Annotated in this window: 17 protein-coding genes; 12 read left to right on the top strand and 5 right to left on the bottom strand. The window is 35.5% G+C overall.

What is annotated here, in order from left to right; genetic code table 11:
* Positions 1 to 8: 8 nt before the first annotated feature.
* The 8 genes from B0A66_RS13145 to B0A66_RS13110 are packed head-to-tail and all read left to right on the top strand — an operon-like array spanning position 9 to position 6,703.
* The gene (locus tag B0A66_RS13145; protein WP_089050308.1) at positions 9 to 437 is read left to right on the top strand and encodes a DoxX family protein; all 429 of its coding nucleotides are present in this window, start codon (positions 9 to 11) and stop codon (positions 435 to 437) included.
* Between the two features lie 3 nt (positions 438 to 440).
* Positions 441 to 1,106 carry a YoaK family protein gene (locus tag B0A66_RS13140; protein WP_089050307.1) on the top strand — a complete coding sequence of 222 codons (666 nt, stop codon included), beginning with the start codon at positions 441 to 443 and terminating at the stop codon, positions 1,104 to 1,106.
* Between the two features lie 52 nt (positions 1,107 to 1,158).
* Positions 1,159 to 3,435, top strand: coding sequence for a tetratricopeptide repeat-containing sensor histidine kinase (locus B0A66_RS13135; protein WP_089050306.1), 2,277 nt, complete (start codon positions 1,159 to 1,161; stop codon positions 3,433 to 3,435).
* A gap of 10 nt (positions 3,436 to 3,445) precedes the next feature.
* The gene (locus tag B0A66_RS13130) at positions 3,446 to 4,801 is read left to right on the top strand and encodes a sigma-54-dependent transcriptional regulator (RefSeq protein ID WP_089050305.1); all 1,356 of its coding nucleotides are present in this window, start codon (positions 3,446 to 3,448) and stop codon (positions 4,799 to 4,801) included.
* Positions 4,802 to 4,804: 3 nt separating this feature from the next.
* Positions 4,805 to 5,095: a GNAT family N-acetyltransferase gene (locus B0A66_RS13125; protein ID WP_089050304.1), complete on the top strand. Its 291-nt coding sequence runs from the start codon at positions 4,805 to 4,807 to the stop codon at positions 5,093 to 5,095.
* Positions 4,995 to 5,732: an alpha/beta hydrolase gene (locus tag B0A66_RS13120; RefSeq protein WP_346771154.1), complete on the top strand. Its 738-nt coding sequence runs from the start codon at positions 4,995 to 4,997 to the stop codon at positions 5,730 to 5,732. The genes B0A66_RS13125 and B0A66_RS13120 overlap by 101 nt, the downstream gene beginning before the upstream one ends.
* Positions 5,732 to 6,082: a cupin domain-containing protein gene (locus B0A66_RS13115; RefSeq protein WP_089050302.1), complete on the top strand. Its 351-nt coding sequence runs from the start codon at positions 5,732 to 5,734 to the stop codon at positions 6,080 to 6,082. Before B0A66_RS13120 ends, B0A66_RS13115 begins: the two co-directional genes overlap by 1 nt.
* Positions 6,083 to 6,085: 3 nt before the next feature.
* Positions 6,086 to 6,703 (top strand): TMEM175 family protein, encoded by a 618-nt coding sequence (locus B0A66_RS13110; RefSeq protein WP_089050301.1) that lies wholly within the window; start codon positions 6,086 to 6,088, stop codon positions 6,701 to 6,703.
* Positions 6,704 to 6,708: 5 nt separating this feature from the next.
* Here the strand turns inward: B0A66_RS13110 and B0A66_RS13105 are convergent, their stop codons facing one another.
* Positions 6,709 to 8,292, bottom strand: coding sequence for a sigma-54 interaction domain-containing protein (locus tag B0A66_RS13105; RefSeq protein WP_089050300.1), 1,584 nt, complete (start codon positions 8,290 to 8,292; stop codon positions 6,709 to 6,711).
* Between the two features lie 313 nt (positions 8,293 to 8,605).
* On the opposite strand from B0A66_RS13105, the gene B0A66_RS13100 reads away from it, so the two are divergent.
* Together B0A66_RS13100 and B0A66_RS13095 are read left to right on the top strand one after the other, a co-directional pair.
* Complete coding sequence (locus B0A66_RS13100; RefSeq protein WP_089050299.1) at positions 8,606 to 9,544, top strand: ring-cleaving dioxygenase; 939 nt, start codon at positions 8,606 to 8,608, stop codon at positions 9,542 to 9,544.
* A gap of 51 nt (positions 9,545 to 9,595) precedes the next feature.
* Complete coding sequence (locus B0A66_RS13095; protein ID WP_089050298.1) at positions 9,596 to 10,414, top strand: alpha/beta fold hydrolase; 819 nt, start codon at positions 9,596 to 9,598, stop codon at positions 10,412 to 10,414.
* Between the two features lie 92 nt (positions 10,415 to 10,506).
* On the opposite strand, the gene B0A66_RS13090 is transcribed toward B0A66_RS13095, so the two are convergent.
* The gene (locus B0A66_RS13090; protein WP_089050297.1) at positions 10,507 to 10,962 is read right to left on the bottom strand and encodes a response regulator; all 456 of its coding nucleotides are present in this window, start codon (positions 10,960 to 10,962) and stop codon (positions 10,507 to 10,509) included.
* Positions 10,963 to 10,964: 2 nt separating this feature from the next.
* Positions 10,965 to 13,652, bottom strand: coding sequence for a PAS domain S-box protein (locus B0A66_RS13085; RefSeq protein WP_089050296.1), 2,688 nt, complete (start codon positions 13,650 to 13,652; stop codon positions 10,965 to 10,967).
* A gap of 408 nt (positions 13,653 to 14,060) precedes the next feature.
* Here B0A66_RS13085 and B0A66_RS13080 point away from each other — a divergent pair, with 408 nt between their 5' ends.
* Both B0A66_RS13080 and B0A66_RS13075 read left to right on the top strand, forming a co-directional pair.
* A complete protein-coding gene (locus B0A66_RS13080) occupies positions 14,061 to 15,155 on the top strand; it encodes an acyltransferase family protein (protein WP_089050295.1) in 1,095 nt (364 codons plus the stop codon).
* Between the two features lie 59 nt (positions 15,156 to 15,214).
* The gene (locus B0A66_RS13075) at positions 15,215 to 15,874 is read left to right on the top strand and encodes an HAD family hydrolase (RefSeq protein WP_089050294.1); all 660 of its coding nucleotides are present in this window, start codon (positions 15,215 to 15,217) and stop codon (positions 15,872 to 15,874) included.
* A gap of 107 nt (positions 15,875 to 15,981) precedes the next feature.
* Here the strand turns inward: B0A66_RS13075 and B0A66_RS13070 are convergent, their stop codons facing one another.
* The gene (locus tag B0A66_RS13070; RefSeq protein WP_089050293.1) at positions 15,982 to 16,953 is read right to left on the bottom strand and encodes a PorP/SprF family type IX secretion system membrane protein; all 972 of its coding nucleotides are present in this window, start codon (positions 16,951 to 16,953) and stop codon (positions 15,982 to 15,984) included.
* 55 nt (positions 16,954 to 17,008) lie between these two features.
* Positions 17,009 to 21,390 (bottom strand): T9SS type B sorting domain-containing protein (locus tag B0A66_RS13065; RefSeq protein ID WP_133063744.1); only part of this gene is annotated, 4,382 nt, incomplete at its 5' end.

Genomic DNA, 21,390 nt, shown 5'->3' with positions numbered 1-21,390 from the left:
TTAAAACAATGATTGAAATTATAAAACAAATCCTTTATTCTGATTTAGGATCGTCCTTTAACAATGCAGCTTTTTTGCTGTTTAGATTTCTATTTGCATTTCAGCTGTTTAGAGTGCACGGACTTAAAAAGTTTAGATTAGAAAACGGACAAAAAGAACAAGTTCCTAATCCGCTTCATTTACCTGAAAAATTAAACGGCTTTGTAGCCTCCTTTTCAGATACGGTTATACCCTTTTTTATTATTCTGGGATTGGGTACCCGACTTGCTGTACTCCCAACAATAGCGGTAACAGCCGTAGGTTATTTTGTGGTTCATAGAAAAGATGCACTAGAAGTACGTGATGTTCCCTTTATGTATACCTTGTCCTTATCACTTATTCTGGCACTTGGAGCAGGAAAATACTCGCTGGATTATTACCTTTTAAACCTTATTTAAATTATGGAAGTACAAAAAAACATTGGGTACGTAACCCTATTGCTTACTATCATAGCCGGATATTGCGACACCGTAACTTTTGTTGCTGCTGATTCTATTTTCTCCGCACACGTTACGGGCAACTTTATTGTGTTTGCCTATCAGATCATCAAAGGTTCTGATGTACATGCTTGGATAAAATTATTAACCTTTCCCATCTTTATATTCGCTGTAATTACTGGAGGAAGAATTGCTCTCAGAAGTACCAACCGCTACACAATTTTATTTTGGGAAGGTACTATTCTGTTTCTGAGTGGTTTTGTGGTGTATGTTCTTAATTATTTGAATATTTTTTCAGAATGGACCATGTATACTATTGCTATGACAACCGTTTTTGCAATGGGACTTCAAAATGCTTTTGGTAAACTGTATAGTAAAGAAACGCATGGACCTACTACGATGATGACCGGAAATGTTACGCAGGCTTCACTTGATTTAGGAAGTCTGATAAAAAACGGTATCAAAGATGTGGAATCTCTTTTAAGCTTTAAAAAACAATTGGTTACCATTATTGGGTTTCTTATTGGTTGTTTTTTAGGAGCCGTTGCCGGAAAGTTTTTTGGACTGGGCACTTTAGTTTTACCAGGATTAGCGATGATCATCTGCTATTTGTACCATAGAAAAAACTAGACAAAACAGGATATGGATTTGCAGATTTCTTATAATAGATTACCTTTAAAAAATGAATTATAATACCGCAAAAACCAACAGAAACAGCCTATACATACTGTTTATGTTTACCATTTTATTGATGGGAAACATACAGAGCTATGCGCAGTTAACAGAAGATCCAAATCAACTAAAAATAACCATTGCAGGAGCTAAAAGTAATTCGGATAAAGCCGAATTACTTTTACGCTTAAGCAGTTTTTATCTCAATAAAGTAGGTGAATTTAAAACCGATCTTGATGAAGCTGCAACGCTGAGCAAGCAGGCAAGACAATTAAGTGAAAGTTTAAAATACAAACCCGGAATAGCAAAAGCAATGCTTCTTGAGGCAAAAATTTATCGGGAGAAAAATGATACCCTAAATGCGGTAAAAAAAGCCAACGAAGCTATTTCCTATTCCAAAAGCAATAACATGCTGGAGTTGCTTGCTGAAAGTTACGCCGAACGTTCCTTACATGAAGCTCCTATTGAGGAAAAGGCAAAATACAAAGAATTGGCAATACAGTTCTTTAAAAAAGCTGGGGCTAAAGAGAAACAAGCGAATACACTAAAAGAACTTGGTGAATTATACAGCATTAACGAAAGTGTAGAAAAAGCAGAAACTCATTTGAAGGAATCTCTAGCGCTCTACAAAGCGATAAAATATCAAAAATTACAAGGTGTTTACAATCTTTTATCAGAAGTAAATACACAAAAAGGAAATTATCCTGAATCTTTGAAATATGCGCTTCTGGCAGAAAAAACGGCATTGGCAGTCAATGATAATTCTTTGCAGTTAAGTTCTATTTACAATCACGTAGGATTGGTTTATTACTATTTGCGTCAAAATGATGATGCTGAAAAATATTGGTATAAAGCAATCGAAATTGCAAAGTATTACAAGGATACAGAATATGTGAGAACGATTGGTGAAAACCTTTGTTCTCTTCTTATCCGTCAACGTAAAGAAAAAGATGCGCTTAAGCTCATAAAGGAAATGCAGGTAAAATTTCCGACCTCTAACATTGAAAGGCAAATGAAAGAGAATTACCTGTTGTTTAATATTTACAGAATATTGCAAAACAATGCAACAGCAACAATTTATTATAAAAAACTAGCCGATTATTATGGTGAAAATGCAGATCGAAACGGAAACAGCATTGCTATTCTAAGAAGTTTTGCCTCGTATCATTATCAAATCAAAAAGTTTGATGATTTCTACAGAACGATAAAACATCTGGATGCTCTTGCAGCTGGTGCTGGCAATAATTTAATTAGAGCAGAAAGTTATCTTATTTGGTTTAAAGCTGATTCATCAAGAGGAAATTATTTGGATGCCATCAAACATTATCAACTTTATAAGAGCCTTTCGGATTCTGTTTTTAAAGGAGAAAAAAGTAAGCAGATTAACAGTTTACAAATAGAATTTGAAAGCGAGAAAAAGGATAAAAATATTGACTTGCTGAAACAACAGGCAAAGCTGCAGGAAATAACAATCAATAATGATGTAATCATCAGGTATTTATTTATTGCAAGTGTTATCATTTTAGTACTCTTTATTCTGCTTTTATACAATCGATTCAGATTGAAGAAAAAGTCAAACGAACAGCTCGAAATTAAAAGACAAAAGATTGACGAGCAAAACGAATTGAACAAGAAAATGCTGATTGAAAAAGAATGGCTTTTAAAAGAAATTCACCATCGTGTTAAGAATAATCTTCAGATTGTCATTAGTTTGTTAAACACGCAATCTGCCTATCTTGACAATGAAGATGCTTTAACAGCAATTCAAAACAGTCAGCACAGAATGCACGCCATGTCTTTGATTCATCAAAAACTATATCAGTCTGATAATCTGGCGAATATTGATATGTCGTGGTACATTTATGAGCTGATAAGTTATATGAGAGAATGTTTTGATACGGATAATCAAATCAAATTTGTACTGGATACAGAAAAAGTGTATCTCGATGTAGGACAAGCAGTTCCGTTAGGATTAATTATAAATGAAGCTATTAATAATGCTATCAAATATGCTTTCCCATCTGGTAAAAAAGGAAATGTAAGCATTGAACTTAAAAATACAGGAGCAAGTAATTATCAGCTTATTATTGCAGATGATGGTGTTGGTCTTCCTGAGAATTTTGATGATACCGAAAGAAATTCACTCGGTATGAACTTAATGATGGGGTTAACCGACCAAATTGATGGTGAGTATGATATGAAAAATGAAAACGGATTAAGAATAAAAATTACGTTTACAAAAAATACAGAATTTGAAGGAGCAGCAGAAAATGCAGAAATCATATAAATTTTAGGTAATGAAGGAAAAAATTCTAATTGTTGAAGATGAATTTATAGTAGCTAATGATCTAAAAATCATGTTGGTTAAAGCTGGTTATACCATTACCGGCATTGCTTCTTCTGTGGTTCAGGCGCGTAAATTAATCGAGGCTAAAAAACCGGATTGGGTTTTGCTTGATATTATGCTAAAAGGCGATCTTACCGGAATTGATCTTGCTTGGGAACTACGCAAAATGCAGTTGCCTTTTTTATACATTTCTGCCAATACCAATCAGTCAACTCTCGAAGCGGTAAAAGAAACGCATCCTTATGGTTTTATGGTAAAACCTTTTAGAGAGCGGGATCTTATTATAATGCTTGACATTGCAAAATACAGATACAACGAAGAAAAAGAAGTTTTTACTGCTATTCCCGCAACAGCCGGAACAGAAGAAATCGAAGGTATTATTGGCAACAGTGCTGCATTAAAAGAAGTAACAGAAAAGATCAAAATTGTAGCACCGGCAGAAACTTCTGTTTTGATTCTCGGCGAAAGCGGAACCGGAAAAGAAAGAGTTGCACACGCTATTCATGATCTTTCTGCTCATAAATCAAATAATATTGTGGTTGTAAATTGTGCTGCTTTACCACAATCCTTAATAGAATCAGAATTATTCGGTCATGAGAAAGGAGCTTTTACTGGAGCTAATACATTGCGTATCGGTAAATTTGAACAAGCACATAACGGAACTATTTTCTTAGATGAAATTGGTGAATTGCCATTAGAATCTCAGGTGAAATTATTGCGCGTTTTACAGGAAAAAGAAATTCAGCGTCTTGGTGGTAATTCTACCATTAAAATTAATGTGCGTGTTGTAGCTGCAACCAACAGATCTCTGGAAAAAGAAGTTGCAGAGGGCCGTTTCAGATTAGATTTGTATTACAGGCTAAACGTCTTCCCTATTCAATTGCCTCCATTAAAAGATCGTAAAAATGATATTGAAGCTTTAGCACATTACTTTTTAAAAAAATACGCAGCCAATGCCCGTAAAAATGTTTCGGGGATTTCTTCATCTGCTTTAGCGCAACTGATGCACTACGACTGGCCGGGTAATATTCGTGAACTGGAACACATGATCGAAAGAAACGTTTTACTGACCAGAACAAACGAAATTGAAAAATTCGATCTTCCTGCTAACATTTCTTTTTCTTCCGAAAACAACGGAAAAATGAAATCTATGGAGGAAATGGAAAAAGAGCATATTATGAATGCACTGCAAAATTGTGGAGGAAAGGTCTCAGGTGCCGGAGGTGCAGCAGAGTTACTACAAATGCAACCGCAAACATTGTATTCAAAAATGAAAAAATTAGGTATAAAACAAGGATATAATTAAGATATGGAAGCGATAAAACTAGAATTAGACGAGAAAAAACACGGTGCTTTTAACCTTTATGTTGATACTAAAAAACTGGGAGAAATGACAGTAAGTATCAAAGATGATTTGCTAACTGTTTACCATACTGGTGTTGAACCGGAGGGCGAAGGAAAGGGATATGCAAAAATGCTGCTTAACGAAATGACTTCGTATGTGCGCGCACATAACATGGTGGTATTACCTCTTTGTCCGTACGTGCATGCACAATTCAAAAAAAATCCGGAAGAATACCAAGACATCTGGAAAAAATAATTTAAAAAAAAGACGTATGAACTTAGACAATATAACAGCTGGAACACCTCTGAAAGAAGCAAAAAAAGCCTTAATCATGATTCATGGTCGTGGTGCAGGTTCCAACGATATTCTCTCAATTGCAAGATATCTAAATGTAGACGATTTTGCGTTGATTGCGCCACAAGCAGAAAACAGAACCTGGTATCCGTATTCTTTTTTAGTTCCCATTGCAGAGAATGAACCTTCATTTTCTAAATCATTGGCAACAATTGCAGATGTAGTAACGAAGATCGAGAAAAACGGAATCGAAAAAGAAAACATTTACTTCCTGGGATTCTCACAAGGCGCATGTCTTGCTTTAGAATTTACAGCCCGAAATGCTGCAAAATATGGTGGAGTTGTAGCTTTTACAGGCGGATTAATTGGTGATAAAGTATATGAAGAGCATTATGCCGGAAATTTCGAAAATACACCAATCTTCATCGGAACGAGCGATCCTGATTTTCACGTTCCTGTAGAACGAGTAAATGATACGGAAAAATTACTCACTAAAATGGGTGCAGCCGTTACTAAAAAAATCTATCCGGACATGGGACATACCATTAGTCAGGACGAAATTGACCTTGCCAACGAACTTGTTTTTACAAAAAAGTAATGATACAAATAACCCGCATTTACAGCGATACAAATGGTGAAAGCCATTTTGAAGATTTCGAAGTACCGTTGAAAAACAATGGTGCGATCGGATTTTTATCTGATGATGAACCTGTAAAATCAATCGTTTTTAGAGAAGTGATTCCATCTTATGATTATGATTTTCATAATGCTCCGGATCGTCAATATATTATTTTAATTGATGGCGGGGTACTAATCGAAACTTCTCTGGGTGAAAAAAGAACCTTTGCTACAGGATCCATATTGTTGGTAGAAGACACTACAGGCAAAGGACATAAAACTAAAAATATTGAACCGACTATGCGAAAGTCAATATTTATAAAAATATAAAAAATGGAAAAAGAAACTGTACGTATCGAGAATTTTAGCGATGCCGTTTTTGCCATTGCCATTACGCTTTTGGTGCTGGATCTTCATGCTCCCGATACCAACACTGTTAAAAATGGTATTCAATTACTGAATTACCTTAAAAGTGAATGGACAACTTATTTGGCATTTACGCTTTCATTTTTCAGTATTTTCATCATGTGGGTGAATCATCACAAGATTTTCAAACAAATTTACAGCCGTACAACCGCGCTTATGTTTGCCAACGGATTAATTCTATTTTTGGTTTCTGCTGTATCCTATCCAACAGCTTTACTGGCTCGTTTTTTTGAAGGAGAAGCTTCGGGTATCGCAGTAGCAATTTATACTGGTATTTTTGTTCTTATCAATATTTCATATAACCTTTTATGGTTTATTGCCAGTAATAATAAAAAATTGTTACGTCCCGGAATTACCAATTCCGCTATACAAAAAATCAGGAAAAATTATTTATACGGACTTCCAACCTACATTATTGCTTTTGCAATTTCTTTTCAATTTCCTGCTGTTGCATTGGCAATTAGCATGCTGTTATTGATTTTCTGGGCTATTTCTTCCGGTAAAATAAAGGTAACACAAGAATAATCAACTTAAAAATGCTTCTTTTTAATGCCTAATTTCTGCATTCTCGAAATAAGTGTTGTTGCAGGAACTCCTAATAAAATTGCGGCGCCCTGAGGACCTGAAATTCTTCCGCCGCATTTTTTTACAACTTTAAGAATGTGCTCCTTCTCTACTTCCTGTAATGTTTTGGTATAGAATTCTGTTTCGGTATCTTTTGATTCTGTTTTAAAAATTTCAGGAAAAATCATTTCCTTAATAACTTTTTCATTCGCAAATAAAACAGCGCGTTCTACCATATTTTCTAATTCCCTTACATTACCCTGCCAGCTGTTTGCAGTCATACTGTTTATTACCTTTTTAGAAAATCCGGTAATATTTTTTCCCATTTTAGCAGAATGCTTTTCTAAGAAAAATTGAGCCAATATTTCAATATCAGCCGAACGTTCGCGTAAAGCCGGAAGCAAAATTGGAAAAACATTCAGTCGATAATACAAATCACTTCTAAAACGGCCATCTGCCACTTCTTTTTCGAGTGATCGGTTTGTGGCTGCAATCACACGAACATTGATCTTCTTGGTGGTTCGACCTCCTATTCTTTCAATTTCTTTTTCCTGTAGTACACGCAATAATTTACCTTGAAGTTCAAGCGGTAATTCGCCTATTTCATCTAAGAAAATTGTTCCGTTATCAGCTTGTTCAAACTTTCCAATTCTCGAATCTAAAGCTCCTGTAAAAGCACCTTTTTCATGACCAAATAATTCACTTTCAATCAAATTTTCAGGAATCGAAGCACAATTTACTTTTACCATTTTTTCATTAGAAACCCTTGATAAAGTATGAATTGCCTTTGCTACAAGTTCTTTTCCCGTTCCTGTTTCACCACAAATCAAAACGGTAGATTGTGATGGCGCTACCTGACCAATCAATTCGTAAACCTCCTGCATTGCAGCACTATTGCCGATAATGCCATGAAAACCTGAGCTTTCTAATTTTACATTTGGTATTTGATTCTTATCAAAATTACGTTTCAAGCTGCTTAATTCTGCTAAACTATTTTGATAAGCTTCTGCTATTTTGATATTACCCACGGTTATAGATAATTGTGTGGCAATGCCTCGAAGTATTCGATTTGCTTCTCTGCTAAATCCTGCTGCATTTTTAAAAAAAAGAAACAATACATTGTGATTATTTCGATGATTAGGTAAACAAACTCCAATACCATTCTTAAAATCTTTCACATTTAGAAGATAAGCCGGAAGTGCATTTTTATTTTCTGTTAAACTTTTAATATCAAAAACCACCATATCAGCGGTATTCAGACAGACATCAAAAAAACCATCATTAGTAGAATAAATGGCATTACTTAACTTTTTTTGAGCAGTAAATTGATAGAAAACCTGATATTCTGTTTCATTTTCTTTAGACGAAGCCAAAATAAAATCTTCAAAAGAAAAATGATGCTTTAGAACATCATCAATAACATTATGAAATTCTGCACTAGTCAAAACTTCGGAAAGTGCTTTACAGATCGACAAAATAAGCATTTGCTCCTTTTCTCTTTCCTGCAATCGCTGTGTAATAAGCGCCGCCTGATCCTTTGACTTTTCCATAATAACTATTGTGGTATTGAATTGGTAATCGTGTAAATTTAAACAATAGCCTTAATAGAATTGCTATGGATTGTTGAAATAAAAAGAATCTCTATATATAAAATTACGATATATCGTATTTAAAAAATACGCCAAAACCACTTTAATAACTGATTTACAAATAATTAAACATAACGGAATGCAATTTGGATAGTAGTAGAATAACAAAAGAAAACAAGTTAGTATCACTTCTTAATCTACATTAACCGATGCATGTGGATTACCGAAGTAAATTTGTAAAAGAAAATCAATAACAATTTAATATATAGAAACCATGGAAAATAAAATTTTAGGCTTACACCATATTACTGCAATTGCAGGCGACGCTAAACGCAACTTCGACTTTTACTCCAAAATATTAGGATTACGTTTCATTAAAAAAACAGTAAACTTTGATGATCCGGGAACATACCATTTCTATTTTGGTGATGAAGTTGGAAGTGCAGGAACCATACTTACTTTTTTTCCTTGGGGAGAAGGAATTCAACAAGGCCGAAAAGGTTCTGGAATGGCAACCGAAATTGGATACTCTGTTCCTAAAGGAAGTTTGGATTTTTGGCAAAAACGTTTTGAGCAATACAATGTAATTTACAACAAACCAGCTGAAAAATTCGGCGAAAAATACCTTACGTTTTTAGATCCGGACGGTTTAAAATTAGAATTAATCGAATCTAAAACAGCAGACACAAGAAAAGCTTGGGAAACTGACGAAGTAAAGGCAGATGTTGCAACTAAAGGTTTTCATAATATTACCTTGACTTTAAACAGCATTAAAGCTACTGCGGCAATTTTAACTGAAATATTTGGTTATAAATTAATCGATCAGGATGTAAACCGTTTTCGCTACGCAACAGATGCTGTAGAAAACGCTGCCATTGTTGACTTAGTAGAATTAGCCGAAGAAAAACGCGGTCATGTGGCAAACGGATCTGTACATCATGTTGCTTTTCGTGTAGAAAATGATGCTATTTTAATGCATTTCCGTCAAAAAATAGAAGAATACGGATTGTCTATCACACCACAAATTGACAGAAACTATTTCCACTCTCTATATTTCAGAGAACCAGGTGGTGTTTTATTCGAAATCGCAACCGAAAATCCTGGGTTTATGGTAGACGAAAGTCTTGAAGAATTAGGTCAGAATTTAAAACTGCCTGCACAATACGAATCGGACAGAGCCAGCATTGAGGCACATTTGGTTAAAATCAACTAATTAAAACCTAAAAAAAAATAATACAAATTATTAATTAAAAAACTATAAAAAATGAGCACTATTACAGTAAAAGACGGAACTGAAATTTATTATAAAGACTGGGGAACTGGACAACCTATTGTTTTTCACCACGGCTGGCCCTTATCCGGGGATGATTGGGATACTCAAATGTTATTTTTTCTTGAGCAAGGTTACAGAGTAATTGCTCACGACCGAAGAGGACACGGGCGTTCCGGTCAAAGCGCCGAAGGAAACGATATGGATACTTATGTAGCAGATATTGCAGAACTAACTGCAGCACTTGATTTAAAAGATGCGATTCATATTGGACATTCCACCGGGGGTGGTGAAGTAATTCGTTACGTAGCCAAACATGGGAAAGGACGTGTTGCCAAAGCTATTTTAATTAGTGCTGTAACACCAATTATGATAAAAAATGACAACAATCCTGATGGTGTACCTGTATCTGTTTTTGATGAAATCAGAGAGCATGTTGCTACTGGCAGAGCACAATATTACTATGATTTTCCGATACCATTTTACGGATGGAATCGCGAAGGTACAACAGTAAAAGAAGGTATCAGACACAACTGGTGGCGTCAGGGAATGATGGGTTCTGCTTTGGCTCATTATAAAGGAGTTAAAGCTTTCTCTGAATCTGATTTTACAGAAGACCTTAAAAGTGTTGACGTTCCGGTTCTTGTTTTACACGGTGAAGATGATCAAATCGTACCTTACACTCAGGCTCCGGCAGCAGCTAAGTTATTAAAAAATGGAAAATTAATTACTTATCCTGGTTTCCCTCACGGAATGCCAACCACTGAAGCGGATACTATTAATAAAGATATTTTAGAATTTATTCGCTTATAAGAAGCTATTTATCAATAAACTGCCCCCAAAAGTTAAATACTATCCGGGGGCATTTTTTATATATTGAGATTTTTATTTTTAATAGTTTCTTCTTAAACAAAAGAAAAAATACTTGCAGAAGGACTAGCTTGCAAATTTGCTATAGCATCTTTTAAATCTGCTCCAAGACTTGCTGTTATAGAGTGTAATACATCTTTTAAATCTTTAAAACTATTTGGCTTAACAAAATAACAAAGAGCCCCAAGATTTGCGGCTGCTTCCATATCTTTTTTATGCGAAGAAGTCGAAATCATAATAACCGGGATGTTGTGATAACGTTTATCTTTTTTTAATGTTTTAAGACAATCCCAGCCATTCATAACCGGCATATTAAGATCCAGAAAAATAAGTTCTGGCTTAAAATCCAGAGCATCCAGTTTATTTAGTGCATCACTCCCATTATTTGCACATTCACAAACAATATTGTTATCGATCAGAGCCAAAGCTTCACAAAACATTTCTGTATCATCAAGATCATCATCAGCTAACAAAATTCTTTTTTTATTCATATTTAAATGTTGTTTTCTTTCTGCTGCAAAGGAAGTTTTATAGTAAAAACAGCTCCTTCATTTATTATTCCTGTTGCAGTAATTTTTCCTTCATGACGCTCTACTATTTTTTTGCAAAGCGCTAATCCTAAACCGGTACCTTCGTAATTATCTTTAGAATTAAGTCGGGTAAAGGTTTCAAATATTCGTTCTGCCATATCTGGTTCAAAACCAATTCCATTATCCGTTAGCGTAATTACGGCAAACTTTTTATTTTTCTCTTCTTTTATCTCAGACACAATTTTAATCTGAGGCGGTACATTTGCTTTAGCAAATTTTAAGGAGTTATTAATCAAATTATAGAAAAGTTGATAAATTAGTACCGATGCTCCTTCTAGTATTGCAAGATCATCATAATCGATTTTCCCACCTGTTCTTTGTAATGAAACTTCTAAATCAGTTTCGATATTTTTTATAACCTCATTGAGATCAACTACTGTTGGTTTTTGCAAATCTGCATTAATTTTAGAATAGGCTAAAACACCATCAATCATGTTAAACATACGATCTGTAGCAACATGAATTCTTTCGATATATCGGGTAGCAACTTCATCTAATTGCTCACTAAGGTGATCTTGTAAACGACTTGTAAACGTTTTTATTTTACGAACCGGCTCTTTTAAATCATGAGATGCTACATGGGCAAATTGTTGTAAATCTTCATTAGAACGTTGTAATTCCTTAGTACGATCGGCTACAAGGCTTTCTAATTTTTCAGTAATAGTTCGTTCTTCATGAATATCTGTGCAGGTACCAAACCATTCGATTACATTATTTTGATCATCTACTATAGGTACAGCTCTTGAAAAATTCCAGGTAAAAGTTCCATCAGCATTTAAAACACGATGCTCTAACTCAAATATTTTTTTGTTTTCTATAGATGCTTCAATAAAATGGACAGCCTGTTTACGATCGTCAGGATGAATGTATTTGTCTATCCAGTTAACAGAAGGAGCTTGCTGTTGATTAGTATCGAAGCCTTGCTCTTCTAAATTACGCAGTCCGGTAAAATCAGCGTTCATTCGGTATACTGCATCAGATGAAGCGGTTATCAAAGCACGAAAACGTTTCTCACTTTCTTCCAGTTTTTTTCGAGCCATTACATGTTCCGTTACATCGATAGCAACCTGAATCATTCCAACTATTTGTCCGTTTTGAACTAGAGGACGATAAGCCAAATTGTAATAATAATCAACTGGTACACCTGTACGGTTATGCTGTACCAGGACTTCACTTTGATAAAACGGAATTCCTTTGTTATATACATTCTGAACCTGTTTCCAAACATATTGTCCCTCAAGTTCCGGTAGCACATCGATCAATGCTTTACCAATTATTTCTTCACCGCGTCCAATCATTTGCAACATGTGCTTATTGATTTGCTCAATAATCAAGTCCTTGCCCATCAGTACCAAGGTTGGCGCAGGCGTTTGATCTATTACCGATTTTAACCTGCTTTCGCTATCCTCCAATTTCCATCTTGCCAACACCTGTTCTGTTACATCCATTGCCATGTGCAACACCGCAGAACTGTCTTCAGCATCATTGATACAATCGAAAGAAAAATTAAAATAGCGACGTTCTGTCTCACCATTAACGACTAAATCAACTGGTTGTTCATATCCTCTATAAGGAATACCGGTTTTTTGTACTTGTACAACTGTTTGAAGTATTTGCTGGTCTGCAAGTTCCGGTAATGTATCAAATGCTTTTTTACCAAGAACCTCCTTTGCTGTTTTTTTATTTATAAACTGTAGCATTGGATTATTAATGCTCTCAATTATAACATCTTCACCTTTAGACAATAACATCGCTATTGGTGCTTGTTCGATCATACTTCGAAAACGCGTTTCACTTTGCTGAATTCTTTTTTCTGCTTGTTTGATTTCTGTAATATCCCGGGTTGTTCCGGCAATGGCTTCTACCTCTCCTTCTTCATTTAAAACCGGAGCAAGAATATAATCGTAAACCCTGTTTCCTAATTCAGCATGTGGAAAAGATACTGTTCCCCTAACTGTTTTTTTTGTGGCAACGACTTCATCAATTTCACGTTCATGCATTAGAGCATGCCATTCTTCATAACCATTTTCTCTTAAACCACGTCCTATAGAATCCTCTGCTGATTTACCCCACATAGTAAGCAAAGCTTTATTGGCATAGGTAAAAATATAAGACAGATCAAATACATATACAAGATCGGGTGTATTATTTGTGATAGAATCGTAAAATCGTTTTTGTTTTTCTGCTACTGTCAATGCAGTATCAAGTGTAATTTCTGCCTGTCGCAGTGCTGTTATATCTTCTGTTGTTACTACCAGCAAATCAGCTTGTTTTACGACAGTAAATTGAAAAGAATACTTTTTATTATTAATCGTAATAATGTTTTCAAAACTAGCCGTTACGCCCGTTTTCATTACTTCAATAAATTTTTCCTCTACAGCTGCCTCTTTCATCATAGGAAAAACTTCGCTATAGCTTTTGTTTTCATAAGATGTATTGCCAATAAAATGTAAAGCTGTAGAATTTAAAAGAAGTACCAAAAAATTTACTGTTTTATCTTTTTCATCATTAATAGATTGCAGTATTGTAATGCCGTTTGGAGAGGAGTTAAAAATGGCTTGAAAGAGTTCTTTATTTTCTATTAATTTCATTGTGGCGTTTATTGTAATAAGAAAAGTGGAAACCTACAAATGTTTACTTGAAACAAATCACTAGTCGTCCACATACGAAAGCTCTAACTTTTTCTAATGTTTAAAAACATTAAAAACCAATGTTTTACGATTGATTTACGCTGTACACTTACATTTTGGCAATGCTAATATAACACTATTTTTATTACGATAATAATTTTTTCATAACAAGGATTTCAATATTAGACTACTTTAATAATTACTGATAGTCGTTGATAATTAGAAAATTACCTTGTAAAACCTGCGTAAACAAATGATAAACAGCTGTTAACACCTAATTTTGATTTGAACATTAATTTATATAATTTGCAACAGCATAAATTTAGCCAGCAGCGCCAGATTCAATTTAAATAAGATACCAAACCGTAAATGACTACAAGTACAAGCCCATCGACAATTCTCCAGACCAAACAACATTTTAAAGTTTTAGACGGATTAAGAGGCTTTGCAGCATTGGCTGTTGTTATCTTTCATTTTATGGAATGGATTTATACAGATCCTAGTCAGAATTTCATAGGACATGGCTTTTTGGCTGTTGATTTTTTCTTTTGCCTCTCAGGATTTGTAATCGGGTATGCTTATGATGATCGCATTGCTAAAATGGGTATTCGCAATTTCTTTATATCCAGAATTATCAGGCTTCATCCTTTGGTTATAGCAGGTTCTGTTTTGGGACTTTTAGCATTTCTTTTAGATCCTTTTGCTAATTATCAGGAACTGTATAGTAATGGCAAAATCTTATTGACTTTTTTTTGTTCCTTATTTCTTATTCCACTGCCTGTAATAGCAGATCGGGCATTTAATCTTTTTAGTTTTAATGCTCCGGCATGGTCTTTATTTTGGGAATATATGGCAAATATTGTTTATGCCTTTATTCTTTATCGAATTAGCCGTAACTATTTGTTAATACTAACACTACTTTCTGCCGGAGCGATTTGTTTTGTCGGATATAGTGCCGGAAATTTATTAGGTGGCTGGAGCGGTCCTACCTTTTGGGATGGCTGTGCCAGAATCTCTTATTCTTTTTTAGCCGGATTACTTATCTATCGCTCTAATTGGATTATCAAAAATAAGCTGGGATTTGCAGGTCTTTCGCTATTATTGCTTTTAGCATTCATAATGCCATTTTCAAAATTAAATTGGCTAGCCGAACCTTTAATTGTATTGTTTTATTTTCCATTACTAATCGCTTTGGGTGCGGGAACTGAAGTGACACCACATCTCAAAAAGATTTGTAACTTTTCAGGAAATATTTCTTACCCTTTGTATATGACACATTATGCTGCAATTTGGATGTTTGGAAATTACTATACAAATTACAAGCCTGATACCGCACAATTAACACTTATAGTGATTCTTGGAGTAATTTTTCTTGTAATAATTGCTTACGTAGTCATGACTTTTTATGATATTCCGGTAAGGAAATATTTAAATAATAAAAGGAATCAAAAACTTCTCAGTTAAAAACTGAAAACGTTTAAAATTCCTTAAAGCTCTATTTTATATAATTAAAAAAAAACGCAATGGTTAAAACCGTAATTTTCGATATGGATGGTGTATTAGTTAACAGTGAACCATTACATCATGAAGTAAGTCTTATTCAATTTAAGAATTTAAATATTGAAGTAACAAATGAATTATTTGCCACATTTACTGGAAATTCAAATAAAACGATCTATAAAAAAATAAAAGATCAATTTAATCTTCCTCATACAATTGAAGAACTAATTTTAGCCAAAAACACCTTATTTCTGGAAGCATTTGATAAAAAAGAAGATTTGCATTTAATGCCTGGTGTAAAAGATTTAATTATTGATCTCCACAACAATGGAGTTCAATTGATTGTAGCTTCCTCTTCTGAAATGCAAGTTATCGATAAGGTTTTTGAGCGTTTTGATCTTAATCAATATTTTTCACATAAAATTAGCGGTAATGATTTCCCAGAGTCTAAACCACATCCTGCAATTTTCCTTAAAGCAGCATCTTACTCCAGTGCACCTAAAGAGGAATGCATTGTAATTGAAGATAGTACCAATGGAATTAAAGCAGCGAATGCAGCTGGAATATTTTGTATTGCTTACAAAAGTGAAGGTGTCGACACCCAAGATCAATCGTTGGCAGATACTATTATTTATACTTATAATGACTTAAATTATGAAAGCTTAAAAAATATAAATTCATAAGATGTTATTTGATAAAATATATCTATTCGAATGTATATCTTTTAAGCTTTAAACTTTTTTTTATTGGCGTAATCTGAATGCTGGAATTTGATACGTTTTACAGCATTCTAATGTACAGGACCTTGTGTACACGGACAGTTACTGATTGATCCCAGGAAGTCCATTCCAATGGTAATCATATGAGTACCTGAGTTATGGCTTCCTAAATCATTAAACATGACCTGATACGAATAACCAAAATAGAATTTAGATTTCATAAAACCTACCATAGGACCTGCTGATAAAGGTTTTAATAACTGATCATTCAAAAAGCGGTACGATACCCCAATCCAGTAATAATCTTCATAGCGGTTATAGCGTTTGTATTTGAAATTCAAATCGGTACTCGAACGCTGATCACTGGCAAAAAACTGGTAATACACAGAAGGTTCGTACTCTATATTTCTATTTTCACCATCTCTGAAAGTATATCCGCTATAAAGTTGAAAATTAGATAGCAAATCCGGCTCTACTCCTTTATACTTATCAATGTTTTTTCTTAAAATATTATTGGCATTAAGACTGGCAAAAAAATTCTCATAACGGTACAGCATACTAATATCAAAGTTGTTATTTTGAGTATAACGGTTATCTGTAATAGACGGATCTAAAATAGGCTGATTGGGCGTACTGTTAAATTCATCAATATTGATATGAAAACTATTAAAGTTATACGAAATACCAAAAGACAGGTATTGCTTGGAATAGTAATCTAAAATCAGGTGATGGGCAAAAGAAACTTTTGCTCCTGTTTGTCTTGTATAGCCGTTTTTATCATTGTAAACTGAGATTCCAATTCCGGAGCGGTCCAGGATACGAAAATCAGCAAAAACAGATTGATTCTGAGGCGCATCTTTGATTCCCACCCATTGTGTCAGACCATTGGCTCTGATTCTCAGGTTATCGCCAATACCAGCGTAAGCAGGAGATAATATAAAGGGACTATCTGCTAAATACTGGGTAAATACCGGCAGGTTTAGCTCCTGGCTGTAACCTGATGTTACAGCCATGAATACTAAGGATATAATAAGTTTTTTCATTGTATTTTTTTTAGATGATATAAAATCTATGACTGACTGGCTTGCTTATTATCGGTTAACGATATAAAGTAAAATGCCCGACAAACTCTCTGTTATCTTTTACATCATTCAGTTTAAGAACGTACCAATAATCTCCTGATGGTAATTCCTCACCATTGTATCTACCATCCCATTTTTCTCCATAGTGGTATTTGTTAATAACACGACCATATCTGTCAAAAATTGAGAATTCAAGATCCTTATAAATATTGGTACAACCAGGTCCCCACTCATCGTAAACTCCATCACCATTAGGTGTAAAGTAATCATCAATACAAACATCAACAAACTTTGCCGGAGCAATAATACTTGCCTCGCAACCATTTTCATCTCTTACAATTATATGGTAATCTCCAGATTCGCGAATTATAAATTTATTAGAAGAAGTAAATGGTCCTCCGTTAAAACTGTATACATAATTAGAAGTTCCCCCACTTGCTATTACAGTCAATATGTTCATCTCTTGTGTTACAGTAGGTTTTAGTTCTAATGGCTCATAAGACTCCACAAAAAATTGTGTTGAGAATTGGTAACAGCCATTATCATGAACCGCAGTTATAATATGATAACCAGGTGCTATATTGGTAAAGATGTTGCTATTTTGAACAGTAGCCGGATTTCCATCTAAATCATATTTCATAAGACTTGGATCTGTATTACTTTCATCTATTATAACTTCTACTCTGTTAGCCTGTGCATTATTAACACATTCATAGCTTACTGTAACTTTTGGTTCCAATACTACTGGTACAGGCAAATTTTCCATGACCATATTTGTACAACCTTTAGCATCAAGAATATATACTGCATGATATCCTCCATTAATACCTTTAAATTCAAATACAGTCTGACCGATAGCTCCTGGTATAAAAGGACCTTTCTCATTGTCTAAACTTACACTATAAGGACCTGTACCTCCTTTAATATAAATACTAAAGGCACCATTTTTGTCGTCTTTACATAGTTCCGGAACTATAGATTCTGGAATCTCTTCCATACTTAATGGATCAGGCTGATTAACAACAACTTCAGTGATAGCATAACATCCGTTTTCATCCTGCGCAATTACCGTATAAGTACCTGCTGTTAATTTTTCAAATGTATTAGCATAATCAAATCTGTTTAATTTAGGCGAAATAGCATATTTAGTAATTCCTGTTCCTCCTGTAGCGTTGACTACAATTCTACCATCATTTTCTCCAAAACAACTTACATCTGTAGGAATAAATGCCGCCTGAATTGCTGTTGCCGGCTGGGTAATGGTAATCAGTACTGAGCTTGCATCGCAATCCACACTGCTTACTTTTACCATATAGTTTCCAACAGCTAAGTTTTCAAATCTTCCATTGGCCTGAGCTGGTCTTACAAGACCTCCTGCTCCGTCTTCAAGGGTATAAACATAACTGCCTAAACCACCCGTAGCATTTGCCACTATAACTCCTGTTGACTCTCCTAAACATTTTATTACTGCATTACTCACATCTACATTCACTGTCAGAGGCTGTAATGGATCAATTGAAATTTCATTTGAAATAATGGCCACACATCCGCTAGCATCTTTTACATAATATTGGTATTTACCTACCGGAACAGAAAATGAAACAGAACTTGCAAAGGTTACTGTACTATATGAAATGCCATCAGCACTATACGTATAAGGACCATTTCCTCCCCCAGCACTTAAAGTAAGCTCTGACAGGGTTAAACAGGTTTGTGATTTGGACAATACCAGACTGGTGGTAACTTTTGTCGGCTCTGCAATTACAATATCCGCAGAGGTAGCCGAACAATTAAATCCATCAGTCACCGTTATGTTGTACGTTCCTGCTCCCAGGCCGCTGAAAATACCACTTGATTGTGGACCCGAAACAATAAACGGATTTACTGAAACCATATTTAAGGTGTACAGATAGTTACTTCCCTGTCCTCCGGTTGGAGCAGCAACTGTAATTACAGCTGTTCTGTCTCCAAAACAAGTTAACATAGTGGTACTGGCAGCAGCGGTAACTACGATAGGCGCCGGAATAACCAGTGTTTCTGTTGCACTGATACTACAGCCATGATTGTCTTTGGCATTAATAGTATAAGTTCCTGCGCTTAACTTAGTAAAGCTTCCATTTGTACTGTAAGGCACTACAACAGCTCCATTTAACATTAATTCATACTCATACGGTGCTCCCCAGCCTGCTGTTGCAATTGCTGTTATTTCTCCATCATTGCCCGGTATACATGTTATGGCCGATGTTGTAGTACTCAAGGCTAAAGGTGCCGATGGCTGCAGAATACTAAACACTGTTGTAACGATACACTGAGGACTTGCTATAAGCGTAGCGGTCACGGTATACTGACCTGCAGGCAGATTGGCAATGGTAATTGGACCTGCGCTGGCTGCACTTCCTGTAATAGGGACTGCGCCTCCTGTAATCACATAGTTAAAAGGACCTGCTTCATCTGTTGGAACAGGCTGGTTATCCACAAAGGTTAATTCTACTATTCCGTCACTGCTTCCAAAACAAATTTCTTTGGCAGTAACATTCGCTTTGATTTCAAAAGTATTAGGATCTGCAACATAATAGGTATCCTGAATACTGCATCCTGTTACCGGATTGGTAACGGTGATCAGATAACTTCCTATTCCAAGGCCGGTGAAAACACCTGTTGTGTTCGTTTGGTTATACGGATTACCAACTCCTGCAACAGTATAATCTAACGATGCCGGTGTTCCCCCTGTAGTCGCTACAGAGACTGTAATATCTTCGTCAGCAACACAGGTAATAGGTGTTTTTGACACATTTATAACATCTAAACTAATAAACGGATCAACTGTTACTACTGTTGTAGCTGCTGCTGTACATCCTTTGTCATCGGTAACATTTACGATATAATTACCTCCTAAGAAATCAGATTCTGTATACACATTTTGTGTTCCTTTCTGAACAGCAACACCGTTTCTGATAAACTCATACGTATACACTCCTGAACCTCCTGTAACACTTGCTACTGTTACCGTTGCATAATTAGACGTATTACTTCCTGCATTACAGGCATATTGTACCACTACCGGAGTTGCCGCTACAATTAAAGCCGGCTGTGTAACCTGAATGGTAATTGAATCCTGACAAGCTCTGCCTGAGGTAACCGTTACAGTATAACTTCCTGCCTCAAGGGTATCAAAAACAGGACTGGTTTGATTTGGTCTGGTAACTACTGCTCCTAAAACTGTAGTACCTGTTAAACTATACTCATACACAGGATTATCGTTTACACCCGGTGCGCTTGGCGCTAAACTGGCTGTTATACGGCCATCTGTACCTCCATTACACGTTACATCAGTTTTGGCTAATGCAAATCCGGTAATAAGTGTTGGTGATGAAACAACTACCTGTTGATCCACACTACAATTGGTTAGGGTGTCCGTTATTCTTATAGTATAGGTTCCGGCTGCAACATTAGTAAATACAGCAGGAGTTGTCGTTATTGGCGCTCCTCCGTTTAGCGTATAACTGTAATTAGCTGCACCTGAACCTCCGGTACCTGCAGCTGTTATGCTTCCGCCATTCGCTGCAGTACAACTAGGCAATGCAGTAATAACAGCATTTAATTGTAACACTGGTAAAATAGTTACCAGAGCCGGTACTGTAACCTGACAGCCATTTGCATCTCTAACCGTTACATCGTAGCTTCCCGGTACTTTTACTGTAAAAGTATTGCTGGTTTGAAAACCACTTCCCGGTATACTATATTCAAAAGGAGCAATTCCTGATCCTACATTCACTGTAAAGCTATAATCTCCCGTTGCAGATGGACAATGACTCAATACTGTCGCTGTAATGTTACCCGGTAACGGATCTATGGCTATTGTAATGTCAATATACGTCACACAATTATGTGCATCTTTTACATACGCTCTCCAGTTCAGTCCAAGAGCAGGATCTAAAACAGCATTAAAACTGTTGGTGTAATCTGCCGGTGTTGGTGTAACACCTGCTAAAACAAAAGCATATTCATAATTAGGAGTTCCTCCTGTTGCTGCAACCGAAACCTGAGCTCCTGTATTACAAGTAGCATTTATATTGCTTGTAACTGCTATTGCTAGTGGTGTAGGCTGGCTAACTGTTATTGTAGCATCAGCTGTACATCCTGTTATAGCATCTGTTACACGAACTGTATAAGTACCTGCCGGTGCATTGGTTAAGAAAACTTCTTTTCCTGTTTGGGTTAAAGTTGCTGTAGCAGGACCTGCTATTAAAGCGCTATTATAAATTATTGTAAAATTATCTACATCAAATTTAGCAGAACCATTAGAATCTCCATTACACACTACATCATTGATCAATTGTCCTGTTACGGTAATATTCACTAAAGCAGCTACAGTATATGTTATTTCATCTGTACAGC

This window comes from Flavobacterium hercynium, assembly GCF_002217285.1.
In the GTDB taxonomy this organism is placed as follows: Bacteria; Bacteroidota; Bacteroidia; order Flavobacteriales; family Flavobacteriaceae; genus Flavobacterium; species Flavobacterium hercynium.
The sequence above is the reverse complement of the archived record's forward strand: the minus strand, read 5'-3'. Positions and strand labels throughout refer to the sequence as shown.

Bases quoted from the DNA above. Each gene is read 5' to 3' on its own strand.
- B0A66_RS13145 (WP_089050308.1), top strand. From the start codon at position 9: ATGATTGAAATTATAAAACAAATCCTTTATTCTGATTTAGGATCGTCC.
- B0A66_RS13140 (WP_089050307.1), top strand. From the start codon at position 441: ATGGAAGTACAAAAAAACATTGGGTACGTAACCCTATTGCTTACTATC.
- B0A66_RS13135 (WP_089050306.1), top strand. From the start codon at position 1,159: ATGAATTATAATACCGCAAAAACCAACAGAAACAGCCTATACATACTG.
- B0A66_RS13130 (WP_089050305.1), top strand. From the start codon at position 3,446: ATGAAGGAAAAAATTCTAATTGTTGAAGATGAATTTATAGTAGCTAAT.
- B0A66_RS13125 (WP_089050304.1), top strand. From the start codon at position 4,805: ATGGAAGCGATAAAACTAGAATTAGACGAGAAAAAACACGGTGCTTTT.
- B0A66_RS13120 (WP_346771154.1), top strand. From the start codon at position 4,995: ATGTGCGCGCACATAACATGGTGGTATTACCTCTTTGTCCGTACGTGC.
- B0A66_RS13115 (WP_089050302.1), top strand. From the start codon at position 5,732: ATGATACAAATAACCCGCATTTACAGCGATACAAATGGTGAAAGCCAT.
- B0A66_RS13110 (WP_089050301.1), top strand. From the start codon at position 6,086: ATGGAAAAAGAAACTGTACGTATCGAGAATTTTAGCGATGCCGTTTTT.
- B0A66_RS13105 (WP_089050300.1), bottom strand. From the start codon at position 8,292: ATGGAAAAGTCAAAGGATCAGGCGGCGCTTATTACACAGCGATTGCAG.
- B0A66_RS13100 (WP_089050299.1), top strand. From the start codon at position 8,606: ATGGAAAATAAAATTTTAGGCTTACACCATATTACTGCAATTGCAGGC.
- B0A66_RS13095 (WP_089050298.1), top strand. From the start codon at position 9,596: ATGAGCACTATTACAGTAAAAGACGGAACTGAAATTTATTATAAAGAC.
- B0A66_RS13090 (WP_089050297.1), bottom strand. From the start codon at position 10,962: ATGAATAAAAAAAGAATTTTGTTAGCTGATGATGATCTTGATGATACA.
- B0A66_RS13085 (WP_089050296.1), bottom strand. From the start codon at position 13,652: ATGAAATTAATAGAAAATAAAGAACTCTTTCAAGCCATTTTTAACTCC.
- B0A66_RS13080 (WP_089050295.1), top strand. From the start codon at position 14,061: ATGACTACAAGTACAAGCCCATCGACAATTCTCCAGACCAAACAACAT.
- B0A66_RS13075 (WP_089050294.1), top strand. From the start codon at position 15,215: ATGGTTAAAACCGTAATTTTCGATATGGATGGTGTATTAGTTAACAGT.
- B0A66_RS13070 (WP_089050293.1), bottom strand. From the start codon at position 16,953: ATGAAAAAACTTATTATATCCTTAGTATTCATGGCTGTAACATCAGGT.